The 16,750-nt window shown below is 60.9% G+C and carries 10 protein-coding genes; 9 read left to right on the forward strand and 1 reads right to left on the reverse strand.

Annotated elements, in window-relative coordinates; genetic code table 11:
• The first annotated feature begins 27 nt into the window (after window positions 1-27).
• From BMY52_RS09330 to BMY52_RS09375, 9 genes are all read left to right on the forward strand, one after another.
• Entirely contained in the window at window positions 28-1,548 is a 1,521-nt protein-coding gene (locus BMY52_RS09330) for an FAD-linked oxidase C-terminal domain-containing protein (RefSeq protein ID WP_090253721.1), read from the forward strand.
• Window positions 1,549-1,820: 272 nt separating this feature from the next.
• A complete protein-coding gene (locus tag BMY52_RS09335; RefSeq protein ID WP_090253723.1) occupies window positions 1,821-3,722 on the forward strand; it encodes a propionyl-CoA synthetase in 1,902 nt (633 codons plus the stop codon).
• A 147-nt stretch (window positions 3,723-3,869) separates the two neighbouring features.
• Complete coding sequence (locus tag BMY52_RS09340) at window positions 3,870-4,595, forward strand: GntR family transcriptional regulator (protein ID WP_090253726.1); 726 nt, start codon at window positions 3,870-3,872, stop codon at window positions 4,593-4,595.
• A 68-nt stretch (window positions 4,596-4,663) separates the two neighbouring features.
• Complete coding sequence (gene prpB, locus BMY52_RS09345; protein WP_090253728.1) at window positions 4,664-5,548, forward strand: methylisocitrate lyase; 885 nt, start codon at window positions 4,664-4,666, stop codon at window positions 5,546-5,548.
• A gap of 24 nt (window positions 5,549-5,572) precedes the next feature.
• Window positions 5,573-6,724 (forward strand): bifunctional 2-methylcitrate synthase/citrate synthase, encoded by a 1,152-nt coding sequence (gene prpC / locus BMY52_RS09350; protein WP_090253729.1) that lies wholly within the window; start codon window positions 5,573-5,575, stop codon window positions 6,722-6,724.
• Between the two features lie 174 nt (window positions 6,725-6,898).
• A complete protein-coding gene (locus tag BMY52_RS09355) occupies window positions 6,899-8,347 on the forward strand; it encodes a bifunctional 2-methylcitrate dehydratase/aconitate hydratase (RefSeq protein ID WP_090253730.1) in 1,449 nt (482 codons plus the stop codon).
• 76 nt (window positions 8,348-8,423) lie between these two features.
• The gene (locus BMY52_RS09360; RefSeq protein WP_090253732.1) at window positions 8,424-9,380 is read left to right on the forward strand and encodes an MBL fold metallo-hydrolase; all 957 of its coding nucleotides are present in this window, start codon (window positions 8,424-8,426) and stop codon (window positions 9,378-9,380) included.
• A 693-nt stretch (window positions 9,381-10,073) separates the two neighbouring features.
• Window positions 10,074-11,279: a PAS domain S-box protein gene (locus tag BMY52_RS09370; RefSeq protein ID WP_090253737.1), complete on the forward strand. Its 1,206-nt coding sequence runs from the start codon at window positions 10,074-10,076 to the stop codon at window positions 11,277-11,279.
• A 25-nt stretch (window positions 11,280-11,304) separates the two neighbouring features.
• Window positions 11,305-14,691, forward strand: coding sequence for an EAL domain-containing protein (locus tag BMY52_RS09375; protein ID WP_090253739.1), 3,387 nt, complete (start codon window positions 11,305-11,307; stop codon window positions 14,689-14,691).
• A gap of 21 nt (window positions 14,692-14,712) precedes the next feature.
• On the opposite strand, the gene BMY52_RS09380 is transcribed toward BMY52_RS09375, so the two are convergent.
• Window positions 14,713-16,068, reverse strand: coding sequence for a sensor histidine kinase (locus tag BMY52_RS09380; protein ID WP_090253741.1), 1,356 nt, complete (start codon window positions 16,066-16,068; stop codon window positions 14,713-14,715).
• Between the last annotated feature and the right edge of the window lie 682 nt (window positions 16,069-16,750).

The following is a 16,750-nucleotide window of genomic DNA, read 5'->3' on the forward strand; positions in this document are numbered from 1 at the left end:
ATGCAATGTCTTCGTGAGGAGGGTTTCATGTCCGCTCAACCCAAGACTCCCAAGGATCCGCTCTACCCCGATCCTCACCCTACCGTCAGCCCACAAGCGAAGGCGGATCTCATCAAGGCGCTTGAGCAGGCTCTTCCGGCAGACGCCGTGCTTCATGAAGAGGAGGACCTGCGGCCCTACGAGTGCGATGGCCTCTCCGCCTATCGGCGACTGCCCCTGGCCGTGATCATTCCCCATGACCTGAATCAGGCGCGCGAGGCGCTGGACATCTGCCGGGAACGTGGCATCCCCATCACCGCCCGCGGTGCCGGAACCGGGCTCTCCGGCGGCGCCCTGCCCTTTCCCAATGGCGTACTGATGAGCCTGGCGCGCTTCAACGAGATCATCCATCTGGACCCGGTCAAGCGACTCGCCCGGGTACAGCCCGGGGTGCGCAACCTGGCCATCTCCGAGGCCGCCGCCCCCCACGGGCTCTACTACGCCCCCGACCCCTCCTCGCAGATCGCCTGCTCCATCGGCGGCAACGTGGCCGAGAACTCGGGCGGGGTACACTGCCTCAAGTATGGCCTCACCGTTCACAATGTGGTGGCCGTGAAGATGCTCACCATCCATGGCGACCTGGTGACCCTGGGCTCCGAGGCCCTGGACAGCCCGGGGTACGACCTGTTGGCCCTGATCCACGGGTCCGAAGGCATGCTGGGCATCATCGTCGAGGTCACCGTCCGCCTGCTGCCCAAGCCCGAGCGTGCCCAGGTACTCATGGCCGCCTTCGACAACCCCCAGGTGGCCGGCGAAGCCGTGGCCGCCCTCATCGGCCAGGGGATCATCCCCGGGGGTCTGGAGATGATGGACAACGACGCCATTCGGGCGGCGGAGGACTTCGTCCACGCCGGTTACCCGGTGGATGCAGCGGCCATCCTGCTGTGTGAACTGGATGGCACCGAGGCTGAGGTCTCGGAGCAGGTGCATGAGGTACGCGAGTTGCTGCTGGGGGCCGGGGCCACCGAGGTGCGCACCGCCACCGATGAGGCCGAACGCATGCGTTTCTGGGCCGGGCGCAAGGCAGCCTTTCCCGCCGTGGGGCGCATCTCGCCGGACTATTACTGCATGGATGGCACCATCCCCCGGCGCCAGCTGGGCAAGGTGCTGGGCGGAATTGCCGAGTTGTCAAAGGCCTACGGGCTCAGGGTGGCCAACGTGTTCCATGCCGGCGACGGCAACCTGCACCCGCTGATCCTGTTCGATGCCAACCGGCCCGGCGAGCTGGACAAAGCCGAAGAACTGGGTGGCCAGATCCTGGAGTTGTGCGTGGAGGTGGGCGGCACCATCACCGGCGAACACGGCGTGGGCATCGAGAAGATCAACCAGATGTGCGTGCAGTTCCAGCCCGCAGAACTCACCCAGTTCCATGCCGTGAAGGCCGCCTTTGACCCCCAGGGTCTGCTCAACCCCGGCAAGGCCGTGCCCACCCTGCACCGTTGTGCCGAATTCGGTGCCATGCATGTGCATCGAGGGCAACTGCCCTTCCCGGATCTGCCGCGATTCTGAGCCGATACCCCCCAGCCTTCGAGACACGCCCGCCTCATGCCCGCCGCCACAGATGGTCGACACATACCCCCCTTTTTGGCTGGGGATCCTCCCCGCATATCCCTTCTCATTCCTGCACACGCCTCAAGATTGTTGACACATCCGTCAAATCCTCTAAGGTCTTGCCTTGACGATATACGAACCAGGCCCGTCACGGGCTCAATATTGAAAGGCCACCCACCAGAATGTGGCCGTCACACCCCTGACGGGGACTAACACAGCAGGAGCGAGTCATGGGTTACGCAGAGGTTTATAACCGCTCGGTCAATGATCCGGAGGGTTTCTGGGGTGAAGCCGCCGAGGGGATCGACTGGTACAAACCGTATGACAGGGTGCTGGATGACAGCAAGGCACCGTTCTACCACTGGTTTGCGGGCGGTGAACTGAACACCTGCTACAACGCGGTGGATCGCCACGTGGAAAGCGGCCGGGGCAAGCAGGCTGCCATCATCTACGACAGTCCCGTCACCCAGAACAAACAGACCATCACCTATGCCCAACTGCAGCAACAGGTGTCCCTGTTTGCCGGTGGCCTGGCCCGCCTGGGTGTGGAGAAGGGGGATCGGGTCATCATCTACATGCCCATGATTCCCGAGGCCCTGGTGGCCATGCTGGCCTGCGCGCGCCTGGGGGCCATCCATTCAGTGGTCTTTGGCGGTTTTTCTTCCAACGAACTGGCCACGCGCATCAACGATGCCAAGCCCAAGGTGCTGGTGGCGGCGTCCTGCGGCATTGAACCCAACCGGGTCGTGCCCTACAAGCCGCTGCTGGACAAGGCCTTCGAGATGGCCGAACACAAGCCGGACCACTGCGTGGTCCTGCAACGCCCTCAGGGACCGGGCGAGATGACGGCGGGGCGTGACGTGGAGTGGAATGAATCCATCGATGGCGTGGAGCCCCACCCCTGTGTTCCGGTCAAGGCCACTGACCCCCTCTACATCCTTTATACGTCCGGTACCACCGGCAAACCCAAGGGCGTGGTGCGGGACAATGGCGGCCACGCCGTGGCCCTGAACTGGAGCATGAAGAATATCTACGGCATGGAACCCGGCGAGGTCTTCTGGGCGGCCTCCGATGTAGGCTGGGTGGTGGGCCACTCCTATATCGTCTACGCCCCACTGCTCTATGGGTGCACCACGGTGGTTTATGAAGGCAAGCCCGTGGGCACTCCGGATCCCGGAGCCTTCTGGCGGGTGATTGAGGAATACCAGGTGTCGGTCATGTTTACCGCACCGACGGCATTCCGGGCCATCAAGAAGGAAGACAGCAAGGCCGAGCATCTCAAGCGCTATGACATGGGCAAGTTCCGGGCCCTGTTCCTGGCCGGCGAGCGGTGCGACCCCGACACCCTGGGCTGGGCTCAGGAGATCCTGGAGCGTCCAGTGATCGACCACTGGTGGCAAACGGAAACCGGCTGGCCCATCGCCGCCAACTACCTGGGTATTGAACAGTTCCCCATCCGACCCGGCACCGCCGGCAAGCCCGTGCCCGGCTACAATGTGCAGATCCTGGATGACCATGGCGAGCCCGTGCCTGCCGGTCAGATGGGCCGCATCATGATCAAGCTGCCGCTGCCACCGGCCTGCCTACCCACCCTGTGGCAAAATGACCAGCGCTTCCAGGAGGCCTACCTCAGTGCCCAGCCTGGATACTATCTGACCGGCGACTCCGGTTACCTGGACGAGGAAGGTTTCCTGTACGTGATGGGCCGTATCGACGATACGATCAATGTGGCGGGCCACCGGCTGTCCACCGGCGCCATGGAAGAGGTGCTGGCCTCGCACCCGGCGGTGGCGGAGTGCGCCGTGATCGGCGTGCAGGACACCCTCAAGGGGTCGCTACCCATGGGCCTGGTGGTCATGAAGAGCGGTGTGGAGCAGGATGAAGAAAGTCTGCGCAAGGAGTTGGTGGCTCAGGTGCGCGACCAGATCGGCCCCGTGGCGGCTTTCAAGCTGGTGGCGGTGGTCAAGCGCCTGCCCAAGACCCGCTCGGGCAAGATCCTGCGCGCCATCATGCGCAAGATCGCCGATAATGAGCCCTTCCAGGCCCCGGCCACCATTGATGATCCGGCCATCCTGGATGAAATCCGGGAGAACCTGACGGGCATCGGGTATGCGGAGGGAAAAAAGGGGTAACCGATATGCCCACTGCCCTCCGCGCCCCTCTCCCCTCAGGGGAGAGGGGTTGGGGTGAGGGGGGAAGGCAAATTGTCAGCAAACCTTTCCCTTTACCCCTGCTTTCCATGCTGTTAACCTAATATTGTTAACAATCCGGATCCACCCATGCCACCGTATACCGAGCAGCCAGGCGAACAGGGCGTGACCATTGCCGATCGGGTCTTCTCCCGCTTGCGCAAGGCCATTGTGGAAGGCCAGATCCCCGCTGGGAGCAAGATCAGCGAGCCGGAACTGGCCACTGAATACGGTATCAGCCGCGGTCCACTGCGGGATGCCATGGGGCGCCTCGAGGCCTGCCACTTGGTGGAACGGCGAGCCAACGTGGGCGCGCGTGTGGTCTCCCTTAGTCAGGAGGACCTGCTGGAGCTCTACTTGCTCAGGGAGGCGCTGGAAGGTATGGCCGCTCGGCTCGCGGCGGAGCGTATGCCCGCCACGGAGATTGACAGCCTGCGTCAGTTGCTCAAGCAGCATGAGCAACGGGCCGACGTGAAGGACGGCATCGCCTATTTTCAGAAGGAAGGCGATCTGGATTTTCATTATCGGATCATCCAGGCCAGTGGTAATGCCCGTTTGATCCAGTTTCTATGCAATGAGCTATACCACCTGATGCGCATGTATCGGTACCAGTTCGGCATGGCCAGTTCCCGGGCAAGGATTGCCTTTCGGGAGCATCGTCATATCGTCGAGGCGATTGCCGATCGGGATCCGGAGATGGCCGAACTGATCATGCGCCGCCATATTCGCAGTTCACGGGTGAACGTGGAGATGCTGTTCGATGCCCAGGCGTCGTTGACCCGCCGACAGGGTCAAAACCTGGGAGCCACTGGATAGCCCCCTGCCAAAGCAGGTCTTCACGCCTACCTTCCGTTTTTCATTCCTTTGGTTTTTCAGGAGTTCACATGAGCGATCCATCCACGCCCGGGGCGCGCCTGCGTGCCGCCGTCCAGGAAGAACAACCCTTGCAGGTGGTGGGCGCCATCAATGCCTATCACGCCATGATGGCCGAACACGTGGGCTACAAGGCCCTGTATCTCTCTGGAGGCGGCGTGGCCGCCGGCTCCCTGGCCCTGCCCGATCTTGGCATCAGCACCCTGCACGACGTTCTGGAAGACGTACGCCGCATCACCTATGTCACCGACGTGCCGCTGTTGGTGGACGCCGACACCGGGTTCGGCTCCAGCGCTTTCAACATCGCCCGCACCGTGAAGGAACTGATCCGCGCGGGTGCCGCCGGCTGCCACATCGAAGACCAGGTGCAATCCAAGCGCTGCGGCCACCGCCCCGGCAAGGCCATCGTCACACAGGAGGAGATGGTTGATCGCATCAAGGCCGCCGCCGACGCGCGCGCCGAGGATTTCGTTATCATGGCGCGAACCGACGCCCTGGCCGTGGAAGGCATTGACTCGGCCATTGACCGGGCCAGAGCCTGCGTGGAAGCTGGCGCCGACATGATCTTCCCCGAGGCCATGACGACCCTGGAGGAGTATCAACAATTCGTGGATGCGGTTGACGTGCCCGTGCTGGCCAATATCACCGAATTCGGCAGCACCCCCCTGTTCACCACTGAACAACTCAAGGGTGTGGGCGTGGGCCTGGTGCTTTACCCACTGTCGGCCTTCCGTGCCATGAACAAGGCGGCGCTCAACGTCTATGAGACCATTCGCCAGGATGGCACGCAGGAGGCCGCCCTGCATACCATGCAGACCCGAGCGGAGCTTTACGAACATCTGGGCTATCACGCCTACGAAGAGAAACTGGACCAGCTATACCGCAAAGGCGGCTAAGAAGACGAGACGGAGAACCGCGAAATGAGTGAAACCGAGAACAAGCCCAAGCCGAAAAAGTCCGTTGCCCTCTCGGGCACCGTTGCTGGCAACACCGCCATCTGCACCGTGGGCCGCACGGGTAACGACCTGCACTACCGTGGCTACGACATCCTGGACTTTGCCGATGAGGCGGAGTTCGAGGAGATTGCCTACCTGCTCGTCCATGGCACTCTGCCCAACCGCGCCGAACTGGAGCGCTACAAAGCGCTGCTGCGTTCCATGCGCGGTCTGCCCGCTGCCCTGCGCACCACCCTGGAGCAGATCCCACCTTCTGCCCATCCCATGGACGTGATGCGCACTGCCGTCTCCATGCTGGGCACCCTGGAGATGGAAAAGGAAGACATGAACGTGGCCGGCGCCCGTCTGATTGCCGACCGCCTGCTGGCCTGCCTGAGTTCAGCCCTGTTGTACTGGTACCACTTTGCACACCACGGTCGCCGCATCGATGTGGAAACCGACGACGACAGCATGGGCGGGCACTTCCTGCACCTGATGCACGGTCGCAAACCTTCCGAGGAGTGGGTGCGGGCGATGCACACCTCCCTGAACCTTTATGCGGAACACGAGTTCAACGCCTCCACCTTCACCTCTCGCGTGGTGGCGGGCACCAACTCCGACATCTACTCGGCCCTGACCGGTGCCATTGGCGCCCTGCGCGGTCCCAAACATGGGGGGGCCAACGAGGCGGCCTGCGATATCCAGCAGCGCTATCACAATGCCGATGAGGCCGAGGCAGACATCCGTGAGCGCATGGCCCGCAAGGAAATCGTGATTGGCTTTGGTCATCCCGTGTACACCATTTCCGATCCGCGCAACAAGGTCATCAAGGAAGTGGCCCGCCGCCTGTCCGAGCAGCAGGGTGACATGCGCATGTACGAGGTGGCCGAACGTCTGGAGACGGTCATGTGGGATGCCAAGAAGATGTTCCCGAACCTGGACTGGTTCTCTGCGGTCTCCTACAACATGATGGGGATTCCCACACCGCTGTTCACCCCGATTTTCGTGATCGCCCGCACCGCCGGCTGGGCGGCCCACGTGATCGAGCAGCGCCAGGACGGCAAGATCATCCGTCCCAGTGCCAACTACATCGGCCCGGAAAATCAGGCCTGGGTACCGATGAACCAGCGGGGCTGATCTCTCCCCTCATCCCCGACCCTTCTCCCCTCTGGGGAGAAGGGAGAGACTTTAACCCCTCTCCCCAGACCAGAGGGGAAAAGGGAAAGACTTTGGCCCCTCTCCCCTCTGGGGAGAGGGGTTGGGGTGAGGGCACCGGCGGACACATACCACCCAAACCAGGGGGAATGACCCATGACCGCAACCACCGCCGATACCAATGTTCGCCCCGATCCTGATCCCGAACTGACTGCCATCGCCGATTATGTCTGCGGCGACCCCATCACATCCACCGAGGCCCTGGATACCGCACGCCACTGTCTGATGGACTCCCTGGCCTGCGCCCTGCTGGCCCTGCAGTATCCCGAATGCACCAAGCACCTGGGCCCGGTTGTCCCGGGCACCCTCGTGCCCAACGGCACCCGCATCCCGGGCACCTCGTTCCAACTGGACCCCATCCAGGGGGCCTTCAACATCGGCGCCATGGTGCGTTGGCTGGATTTCAACGACACATGGCTGGCCGCGGAGTGGGGGCACCCCTCGGACAACCTGGGGGCCATCCTTGCCGTGGCCGATCACCTGAGCCGACAGGCCGTGGCCAACGGGCACCCTCCCCTCACCATGGATCGAGTCATCCAGGCCATGGTCAAGGCCCATGAGATCCAGGGGGTGCTGGCCCTGGAGAACAGCTTCAACCAGGTGGGACTGGATCATGTGGTACTGGTCAAGGTCGCCTCCGCTGCCGTCAGTGCCCATCTGCTCGGTGCCCGACACGATCAGGTGGTCGATGCCGTCTCCCAGGCCTTCGTGGATGGTCAGGCCCTGCGCACCTATCGCCATGCCCCCAACGCCGGCTCGCGCAAGTCCTGGGCCGCGGGCGATGCCTGTGGGCGCGCCGTGCGCCTGGCCATGATGGTGATGAAGGGGGAGATGGGCCTGCCCAGCGTGCTCAGTGCGCCCCGCTGGGGCTTTTACGATGTCCTCTTCAAGGGTCAGCCCTTCCGTTTTCAGCGGCCCTACGGCAGCTACGTGATGGAACAGATCCTGTTCAAGATCAGCTTTCCCGCCGAGTTCCACGCCCAGACGGCGGTGGAGGCCGCCCTGGCCCTCCACGACCAGGTGAAAGACCGCCTGGACGAGATCGATCGGGTGGAACTCACCACCCAGGACTCCGCCATCCGCATCATCAGCAAGCAAGGCCCCCTGTACAATCCTGCCGACCGGGACCACTGCCTGCAGTACATGGTGGCCATCCCCCTGATCTTCGGAGAACTGACCGCCCGCCACTATGAAGACGACATCGCCGCCGATGCGCGCATCGATGCCCTGCGGGAAAAGATGCAGGTGGTGGAAGACGCACGCTATTCCAGGGAATACCATGATCCGGACAAGCGCTCCATTGCCAACGCGGTGCAGGTCTTCTTCAAGGACGGCACGCACACTGACAAGGTGGAAGTTGAATACCCCATCGGTCACCGGCGGCGTCGCGACGAAGGCCTGCCCGAGCTTGAACGCAAGTTCGAGGGCGCACTGCGCAGCCGTTTTACCAAGGGGCGGGCTCAGGAGATCCTGGCCCTGTGCGCCGATGCGGATCGCCTGAACCCAACCCCGGTGCATGAATTCATGGACCGCTTCATGATCTGAGCCCTTTGCCGCTCAGGGCCACCCTGTACCGGCACGCGCCTGCAAGACACCCACAAGACACCCTAGGAGGTTATTCATGCCCGCAGCAGCGACACACCAGGATCTGGGCCATGGCATCACCCTGATCGACGCACAGATCCAGCGCCCCGGTCTGGCCGCCTGCTATCTCATCCAGGAGGGCGATCGCGCCGCCTTTGTGGAGACAGGCACGGCCCTGTCCGTACCCGGGCTGCTGGAAGTCCTGGAGCTCAAGGGCATCGGACGGGACCAGGTGGACTATGTCATCCCCACCCATGTCCACCTGGATCACGCCGGCGGCGCCGGGGCACTCATGAGGCACCTGCCCCAGGCCAGGCTGGTGATCCACCCGCGGGGTGCCCGGCACATGATCGACCCCTCCAAGCTCATCGCCGGGGCCGCGGCAGTCTATGGTGAAGAGGCCATGGCACGGATGTTCGGCGAGATCCTGCCCATCCCGGAGGAGCGGGTCATCCAGGCGGCGGACGGCGATACGGTCTCACTCAATGGCCGCACCCTCACCTTCCTGGATACACCCGGGCACGCAAAGCACCACTTCAGTGTGGTGGACGAGATGGGTCATGGGGTCTTCAGCGGGGACACCTTCGGGCTGTCCTATCGTGAGTTCGACACCAACCGAGGCGCCTTCGCCCTGCCCACCACCACACCGGTGCAGTTTGATCCCGACGCCCTGCACGCCTCGGTGGATCGCCTGGTGGATCAGGGGCTGGAGTACATGTACCTCACCCATTACGGGCGAGTGGGCAACCTGGCGCGACTGCAGGCAGAGCAGCACGAGCTGATCGATGCCTACGTGGACATGGCCCGCGAACATGGCGATACCGGCGAAGGACGGCACGAGGCCCTGGTCGAAGAGATGATGACCCTGCTGGTGAAGCGCCTGCGTGCCCACGGCTGCGACCTGCCGGAACCCCGGATCAGGGAACTGCTGGGGATGGACGTGGAGTTGAACGTGCAGGGTCTGGAGTTCTGGGTCGATCAAGCCAAGGGATAAATTTTTCGTCGGATATTTCCTCTCCATTGCACTCCCTGCCGGTCAAGGACCTCCAATACCTGCTTCAGGTCACGTCGGATCTGCGCGATGCCATGCACCAGACCCACGGTGGCGAGCGTGTCCGGGGACGCGGCATGGGCGCGCCTTGCCAAGTGAATCCTGCCAACACAGCAGCATCGGCCAGAAAGATCGTGGAGTGGCCGTTGGTCATGCAGTGTCTGTTGTCGGCCCTGAGCGGGCATTCGGCCCGCACTGACCAACGACCGCAAGCCCGTTCGAACCGGACAGGTTACTCCCACCTGTTGGACTCACCTCGGGATGGCCTCTTCATCTCGCCCCAGGAGGGCGGGATTGGAGGCTACGGACAGGGTGGGACGTAATACGGGAACAACTCGTTGAGGTCACGCGCCAGTACTGGGGGATTGTGATTCGCCTCCACTGGGTGTTCGATGTCACGATGCAGTAGGATCAGAGCCTTGAGCCCAAAGACCATGGGCCTGAGAAACTGGCGCCACCGCGCAGACTGGCTTTCAAGGTGGCCAGATTGGCAACCTGCAGAGAAGAATGCTTGAAAGGCAAACGAAAAAAAGCAGGATAGAACGATCACTGCCTGCTGTGAGCCTCATCCGTCAGTTCGCCCAACGGCGATCGCCCTGACTGAGTGCCGAGCCCCGTTGACAGGAGTACTCCAACGTGACTTTCCGCCCATTGGCCGCCGACGAACTCACCGAGGCCATCGCCAAAGCCGCGCTGGATGCGATCCTGATCATCGACGACGAGGATCGCCTCGTCTACGCCAATCCAGCCTTCGAGGCCATGCTCGGTCATGATCCTGCCACCCTGTACGGTGAGCGGATCCATGACCGGATTGCCCCAGAGCGCTACCGGGCTGCGTTCCGCCAGGGGATGCGCCACTTCCGCGAGCATGGCGAGGGGCCGGTAGTGGGAACCATGACCGAGTTGGAAGCCCTGCACCAACATGGCCACGAGATCGCGGTGGAGCTGTCGATCTCAAGGCTCGCCCTTCATGGTCGTTGGTATGCGGTCGGCGTCCTGCGCGACATCACCGAGCGAAAGCAGGCCGAGGATGAGCTCAAGCGCGCCCGGGACCAGTTTCAGTCACTGACGGAAAACATCCCCGGCCTCTCCTACCACTGCCAGTTCGATGAGCACTGGACTGCGCTCTATGTGAGCGAGGGGGCGGAACAGGTGACCGGCTACCCGGCCGAGGAGTTTATTCACAACTCGGTGCGAACTCTCCAAAGTCTGGTCCATCCGGACGATACCGGTTACGTGGCAGACAGGATCAACACCCGCGTGGCCCAAAAACGGGGCTGGGATATCGATTACCGGATTTTGCACAGGGATGGCAAGGTCCGCTGGGTGCATGAAAAGGGCCGGGCGATTTTCGAGCACGACGGCAGTGTGGCCTATCTCGACGGTTTTGTTCATGACATCACCCGGCGGCGGCGCCAGGCCGCCTTCCAGGAGATGGTGGCCACCATCTCGGTCGACATTGTCAACGCCCCGATGGAAGACACTAAGGAAGCCATCCACAGGGCACTGGAGCGCATCGGCCGATTCTTTGAGGCTGACCGCACCTACGTCTTTGAATTTCAGGAAGACGGGCGCTTGATGGACAACACCCACGAGTGGTGTGCCCAAGGCGTGATCCCCCAGGCTGGCCGCATCTCCGAAGTACCATTGGAGGCTTACTCCTGGTGCATCGAAAAGATCCATCGACAAGAGCCTGTGCATGTGCCCGATGTGGAGGCCCTGCCACCGGAAGCGGCCAATGAGTTGGCCGAGTTCCGCGCCCAATCCATCCAATCGCTGCTGATGCTGCCCCTTGCCACCGATGGTCGCGTGTTCGGCTTCTACGGCCTGGACGTGGTGTAACCAGAATAATAGTTGAGACGCCTATATGGACAGCAAGCGATTACGCGAGCGTGCTCAGGCCATTTTGCGCGACAACGCGTGGAAGGACATCGAGCTCCAAATCCAGCAGGGTGACATCGACCTTGGTCATCTACTGGAAGAGTTGCACGCCTATCACGCGGAACTCGTGTTGCAGAACGAGGCCTTGGTAGAAGGGGAGAAGGTCGCCCAACGCGCCCTGACTCGATTCAATCGATTTTATCGTGACATCCCGCTCCCAACCTTCGTGATCGATCGACAGGGCCTCCTACTCGATGCCAATAGCGCCGCGCGGACTTTGCTGGCCATGGACCAGCAGCTGTTCCGGCATCTGGCGATGCCCGGACACCACCATGAACTGGAAAAGGCGCTGCATGAGGCCGCCCACGAAGGGTCGGCTGAACGCTTTGAGATCCCAGTACGCGGGGCCGGCGGGGGGCGGGTGATCGCCGATTTTAAGATCATCCACATCCCCAATACCTACGATGAGGACGCAGAGTTCGTCTGCAGCATGGTGGACCAGACCGCAGCCGTGGATCAGCGGCGCACCCTCGAGGGGCTGAACCAGCGACTGCGCGAAGTGCAGGAGTGTTATCGTATCCTCGCGCAGTTCTCAACCGACTGGGATTACTGGATGGGTGAGGATAACAGGTTCCGTTATGTGTCGCCCGCCTGCAAAAAAATCAGCGGTTATCCTGCACAGGCCTTTCTGGACGACCCGGGTCTGATGTTACGCATCATCCATCCAAATGACCGGCTGGTGTATGAAGGACATCAGCACGAGGGCAGCGAAGATAGCAACGCCCTATTGCACTTCCGCATCATCACGCAATCCGGCGATGTCCGCTGGATCGAGCACGACTGCCGCTCTGTGTGGGATGCGTCGGGTCGCTATCGGGGGCACCGCGGAACCAACCGGGATATTACCGCACGCCATCAGGCGGAGGCGGCGCTGCAGCGCAATGAGGCGGCCCTCACCCAGCTGCTGGATAACGTGCCCGAGATCTCCATTCAGGGCTATTGGCTTGATGGGACGACGTTCTATTGGAATGCTGCCAGTGAGCGCCTTTATGGCTATTGCCCGGATGAGGCCGTGGGCACCAATCTGGCAGACCTCATCATTCCCCCGGAACAACGGCAGGTGTTCTTCGCGCGGATGCGGGACTTGCGCGAGGGGGGGACGCTCCCCCCTTCGGAGGAGTTGAATCTGCGGCATCGGGATGGTCATCTGCTGAGAGTGCTCTCCTCCCATATTGTGGTGGAACATGCTCCCAATGACCTGCGCCTTTACTGCATGGATGTAGACCTCACGGCGCGGCTGAAGGATCAGGAACGGCTATGGGAGGCGGTACAGGGCGCTAACGTGGGCCTGTTCGAATGGCGCCCGAATGGGGAGGTTTTTCTATCGCACGAACTCAAGGCACAGCTGGGCTACCGGGATCATGAGATGGAGGATGACCTGGAAGCCTGGCGGTCGTTGATCCACCCCGATGAGCGCGATGAGGGCATTCACCAATTCGAGCAGTACACGCGACAACCGCAAGGGCGATTCCGCTTCGAAGTACGCATGCGCCATCAGACGGGCCAGTGGCGCTGGATACTGCATCAGGCCTCTCCCGTCCATGGCCCGGATGGGCATCTGCGCAAGATACTGGGGTCCACCCTTGACATCACCGAGCGCAAGCTGGTCGAGGAGCAAAGCAAGCGACTGGCCTATGCGGTGGAGCAAAGCCCCGGCGTCGTGGTGCTCACCGACACGGATGGCGTGATTGAGTACGTGAACCAGCGTTTTTGTGACATCACCGGTTTCTCCCGCGAGGAAGTGCTCGGACAGCGACCAGGTATGCTGCGCTACGGCGAAAAGAACGTGGAGCAGTACGAAGCGCTCTGGGCAACAATCCGCGGCGGCGAAACCTGGGAAGGCGAATTCAACAATCGCACCCGCTCGGGTGAGCCTTACTGGGAGCAGGCTCGGATTTCACCGATCCGCAATGCCCGTGGTGAGGTGACGCATTACATCAAGCTGGCGGAGGACATCTCGGACAAGCGCGCCCTGACCCAGCGCCTGGAGTATCTCGCCTTCCATGACCCGCTGACCGGCTTGCCCAATCGCAGCGTCATGCTGGACAGGATCGATCGGGCGATCGCCCAGGCCCGACGGGATCAGCAGACTGTGGCCGTGGTGTTCATCGACCTGGATGATTTCAAGGTGGTCAACGACTCGCTGGGTCATGCCCAGGGGGATCAACTGCTGATCCACATCGCGCAACGTCTACGCACCCTGTTGCGCGAAGAAGACACGGTGGCCCGCTTCGGCGGCGATGAATTCATCCTACTGCTGTCCAGCCTCACGCATGTGGAGGACGTGATCCCCGTGATCGAAAAGCTCCAGGCGAGTCTGAATCAGCCGGTGTCGCTGCCATGCCAGCAGGTTTCCATCACCGTGAGTATCGGTATTGCTGTCTACCCCGGGGACAGTGATTGCCCCGAGGAGCTGGTACGTCATGCCGACGCGGCCATGTATCGCGCCAAGGCCGAAGGTCGCCGCTGCTACCATTTCTACATCCCGGAAATGGACGCAGCGCTGCAGGAACGCATGGAACTGGATCAGGCGATGCGCCAGGCACTGGAACAAAATGAATTCCATCTGGTGTACCAACCCCGAGTGGAACTGGTCACCGGGCGCGCCCTCAGCCTGGAGGCCCTGGTGCGCTGGCGCCACCCTCAATGGGGCATGGTCTCACCGGGTCGTTTCATTCCCCTGGCGGAGGAAACCGGCTTCATCCTCTCACTGGGGCCGGCAATCCTGCGAGAGGCCTGCGAGCAGATTCGCGTCTGGAAAGCCCGGGGTGTCCCGACGGTGCCCGTGGCGGTCAACCTGTCAGCGCGCGAGTTCCGGGAACCCGGCGTTGTCGAGCGCATCCTCACCGTCTTGGCCGAAACCGGCCTGGACGCTGGCGACCTGGAAATCGAGATTACCGAGAGCGCGGCCATGAGCTCCATTGACCAGACCATACGTACCCTGACTGAGCTTCACGGTCATGGGATCCGCATCTCCATTGACGACTTCGGCACTGCGTACTCTTCCCTGAACTATCTCAAGCGCCTGCCGGTGCATGCCATCAAGATCGATCGTTCCTTCGTCTCCGATATGGAGCAAGACCCCGCCAACCATCCCGAGGATGCTGCCATCATCCGCGCCATCATCGGACTGGGTGAGACCCTGGGCTTGAAGGTCATCGCCGAGGGCATAGAAAACACGTTGCAACGGGACTTCCTGCTGGATCATGGCTGCGTGCAGGGACAAGGCTATCTGTTCAGCCGACCCATGCCGGCCGAGGAAGTGGAGCACATGTTGTTGCATTCAAAAGCCCTGGATCCTGGCGATTCCTGAACGTCGCCATTCTCAGCGGCCTTACAACCCTTCCGCTGACGGCGCAGGTGCCTGCAACGGTATCTGAAACCAGAACGTTGATCCCCGGTCTTCGTCACTGGAGAGGCCGATTTCTCCCCCCATATGTTGCACCAACAACCGGGCCATGGCCAATCCCATCCCCAGTCCGGGGTAGGCGCGCGTTTCACCGCAATCCACCTGACTGAATCTTTCGAACAAACATGCTTGTTTTTCAAGCGGAATGCCGACACCGGTATCCTCGACCAAGATGCGCAAGGTTTGATCATTGGCGCTCAAGGTCACTTTGACTTGCCCTTTGTGGGTGAATTTAATTGCATTATCCACCAAGATTGTCAGCGTCTGACTGACCGCCTCGGGATCTCCCCACAGACGCGACGGAACACCGGGCTCCACTTCAGTCGTTAATCTCAGACCTTTCTCCTGCGCTTCGCTGATAACACTTGACTTCACTTGGCTGAGCAGGCCTGCAGGATCATAGACAAGACCTTGAAGTTCTCTTTCCCCCCGTTCCAATTCCGTGAACTCAAGTAGAGTCCTGATTCGAGCGAGCAGTTTGTGGCCGCACTCAAATATGACCTTCACGTCGGAATACTGCTCATGCTCTAATGGGGCATCCATCAACACTTGTGCCATACCAATAATACCATTGAGCGGCGTGAGCAACTCATGGGTGGTATTTGCAAGAAACTGAGTCTTGGCGCGATTGGCAGTGTCTGCCAGCTTTGCCAGTTCAAACGCTCTAACCTTTTCTGATCTCAGAAAGGCTTCTGTCGATCGCTGCTTTTCGATGAGTTTCATCTTTTGCAGCGCCAGAGCCACCTGATATGTGGCTGACTCACAGAAATCCAGCTCTGCGGGCCGCCAATCACGTCGACGATCCGTTTGATTAAAAACAAGCAGATAGAACCCGTCTTCCCGAAAGGCAAATGGATACCAGAGGAGGCTCTGGATCTGCATCTTGCCATGCAAAAGCTGAGCAGAACCATCCATCATGAAGGATGGATGCACTGTGTTACAGTGACTTTCTAGGTGACCCCGCGAATCCCATATATGTCGGATACCCCTCTCGAAAATGTCGAGGGCATAGGTATCCCGTGTTGGCATTACGGAGCCATTGGCCTCTGACAGCCACTCGCACAAGCCAACCACCCATCTGGCATCCATCTGGATGTCGTATATGAGAGCCCGATTGCAACTCAGATTCTCCCCCATAATCAGCGCAAGGCGCTGTAATAGGTAATCCCTATCACCGGTTTCCAAGATCTCCCGAGCAATCTGCTTGAACCCTCGCGCAAGAGTCAACTGACTCTCTAAGTCAGCGATGCGTACTGCACTGTCCACTGCCGTCTGTTGCATGAACTTTCATCCTGAGTTCAGTAAATACTGGAAACACTACTCATCAATCAGTGAGCATTTTGGGTATCAAATATATGCACCACAATAGTGCATATACCCTGACCAAACTTGTTGCCTGAACCCAAACTCCTAAGGTATTCCTTGAGGGCTTGACGGCCATCCTAAGTATGCACTCATGAACGGGACTTGTAATCCCCGCCTGTCCGAGTTGTTGAGGCGAATGAGAGAAACCTTTGTAGGGATTTTCCTACATGCCTGCTTGGCGCCAGAGGAACACCCCTGCCTCCCCGATTTGGGCCCTTTTCATGTGCATTCCAAATGAAGATGCCGACATGTCGGCCGGGCGTGCGCCACCCCCTGGGCTTTCCATAGGACTACGATTGCGCGCTTTCCGTGTTGAGCAATGGCGGCACCTCGGACCTTTGCGGGCCCTTGTTACGTCCCACCCTTTCCGAGACCTCCCATCCCACCCTCTTGGTTAGAGATAAAGCGGCCGCCCCCCCCAGCTAAGCCCAAAAGGCGGGAGTAACCTGTCCGGTTCGGAGCGGTTTGCGGCCGCTGGTCAGCGCAAGCCAAATGCCCGGTTCGGGTCGAAATCAGGCGTCCATATCAGGAAGTCGAAACAATGACTCTGAAAGATTCAGCGGCGTGGTGGACAAAGCTGGCAGCCAGTGGCGTACTC

It is taken from the genome of Ectothiorhodospira marina (genome assembly GCF_900109495.1).
Classification (GTDB): domain Bacteria; phylum Pseudomonadota; class Gammaproteobacteria; order Ectothiorhodospirales; family Ectothiorhodospiraceae; genus Ectothiorhodospira; species Ectothiorhodospira marina.

What these genes read in the sequence shown, in the direction of transcription:
- BMY52_RS09330 (WP_090253721.1), top strand. Translation starts at nt 28, where the DNA reads ATGTCCGCTCAACCCAAGACTCCCAAGGATCCGCTCTACCCCGATCCT.
- BMY52_RS09335 (WP_090253723.1), top strand. Translation starts at nt 1,821, where the DNA reads ATGGGTTACGCAGAGGTTTATAACCGCTCGGTCAATGATCCGGAGGGT.
- BMY52_RS09340 (WP_090253726.1), top strand. Translation starts at nt 3,870, where the DNA reads ATGCCACCGTATACCGAGCAGCCAGGCGAACAGGGCGTGACCATTGCC.
- prpB (WP_090253728.1), top strand. Translation starts at nt 4,664, where the DNA reads ATGAGCGATCCATCCACGCCCGGGGCGCGCCTGCGTGCCGCCGTCCAG.
- prpC (WP_090253729.1), top strand. Translation starts at nt 5,573, where the DNA reads ATGAGTGAAACCGAGAACAAGCCCAAGCCGAAAAAGTCCGTTGCCCTC.
- BMY52_RS09355 (WP_090253730.1), top strand. Translation starts at nt 6,899, where the DNA reads ATGACCGCAACCACCGCCGATACCAATGTTCGCCCCGATCCTGATCCC.
- BMY52_RS09360 (WP_090253732.1), top strand. Translation starts at nt 8,424, where the DNA reads ATGCCCGCAGCAGCGACACACCAGGATCTGGGCCATGGCATCACCCTG.
- BMY52_RS09375 (WP_090253739.1), top strand. Translation starts at nt 11,305, where the DNA reads ATGGACAGCAAGCGATTACGCGAGCGTGCTCAGGCCATTTTGCGCGAC.
- BMY52_RS09380 (WP_090253741.1), bottom strand. Translation starts at nt 16,068, where the DNA reads ATGCAACAGACGGCAGTGGACAGTGCAGTACGCATCGCTGACTTAGAG.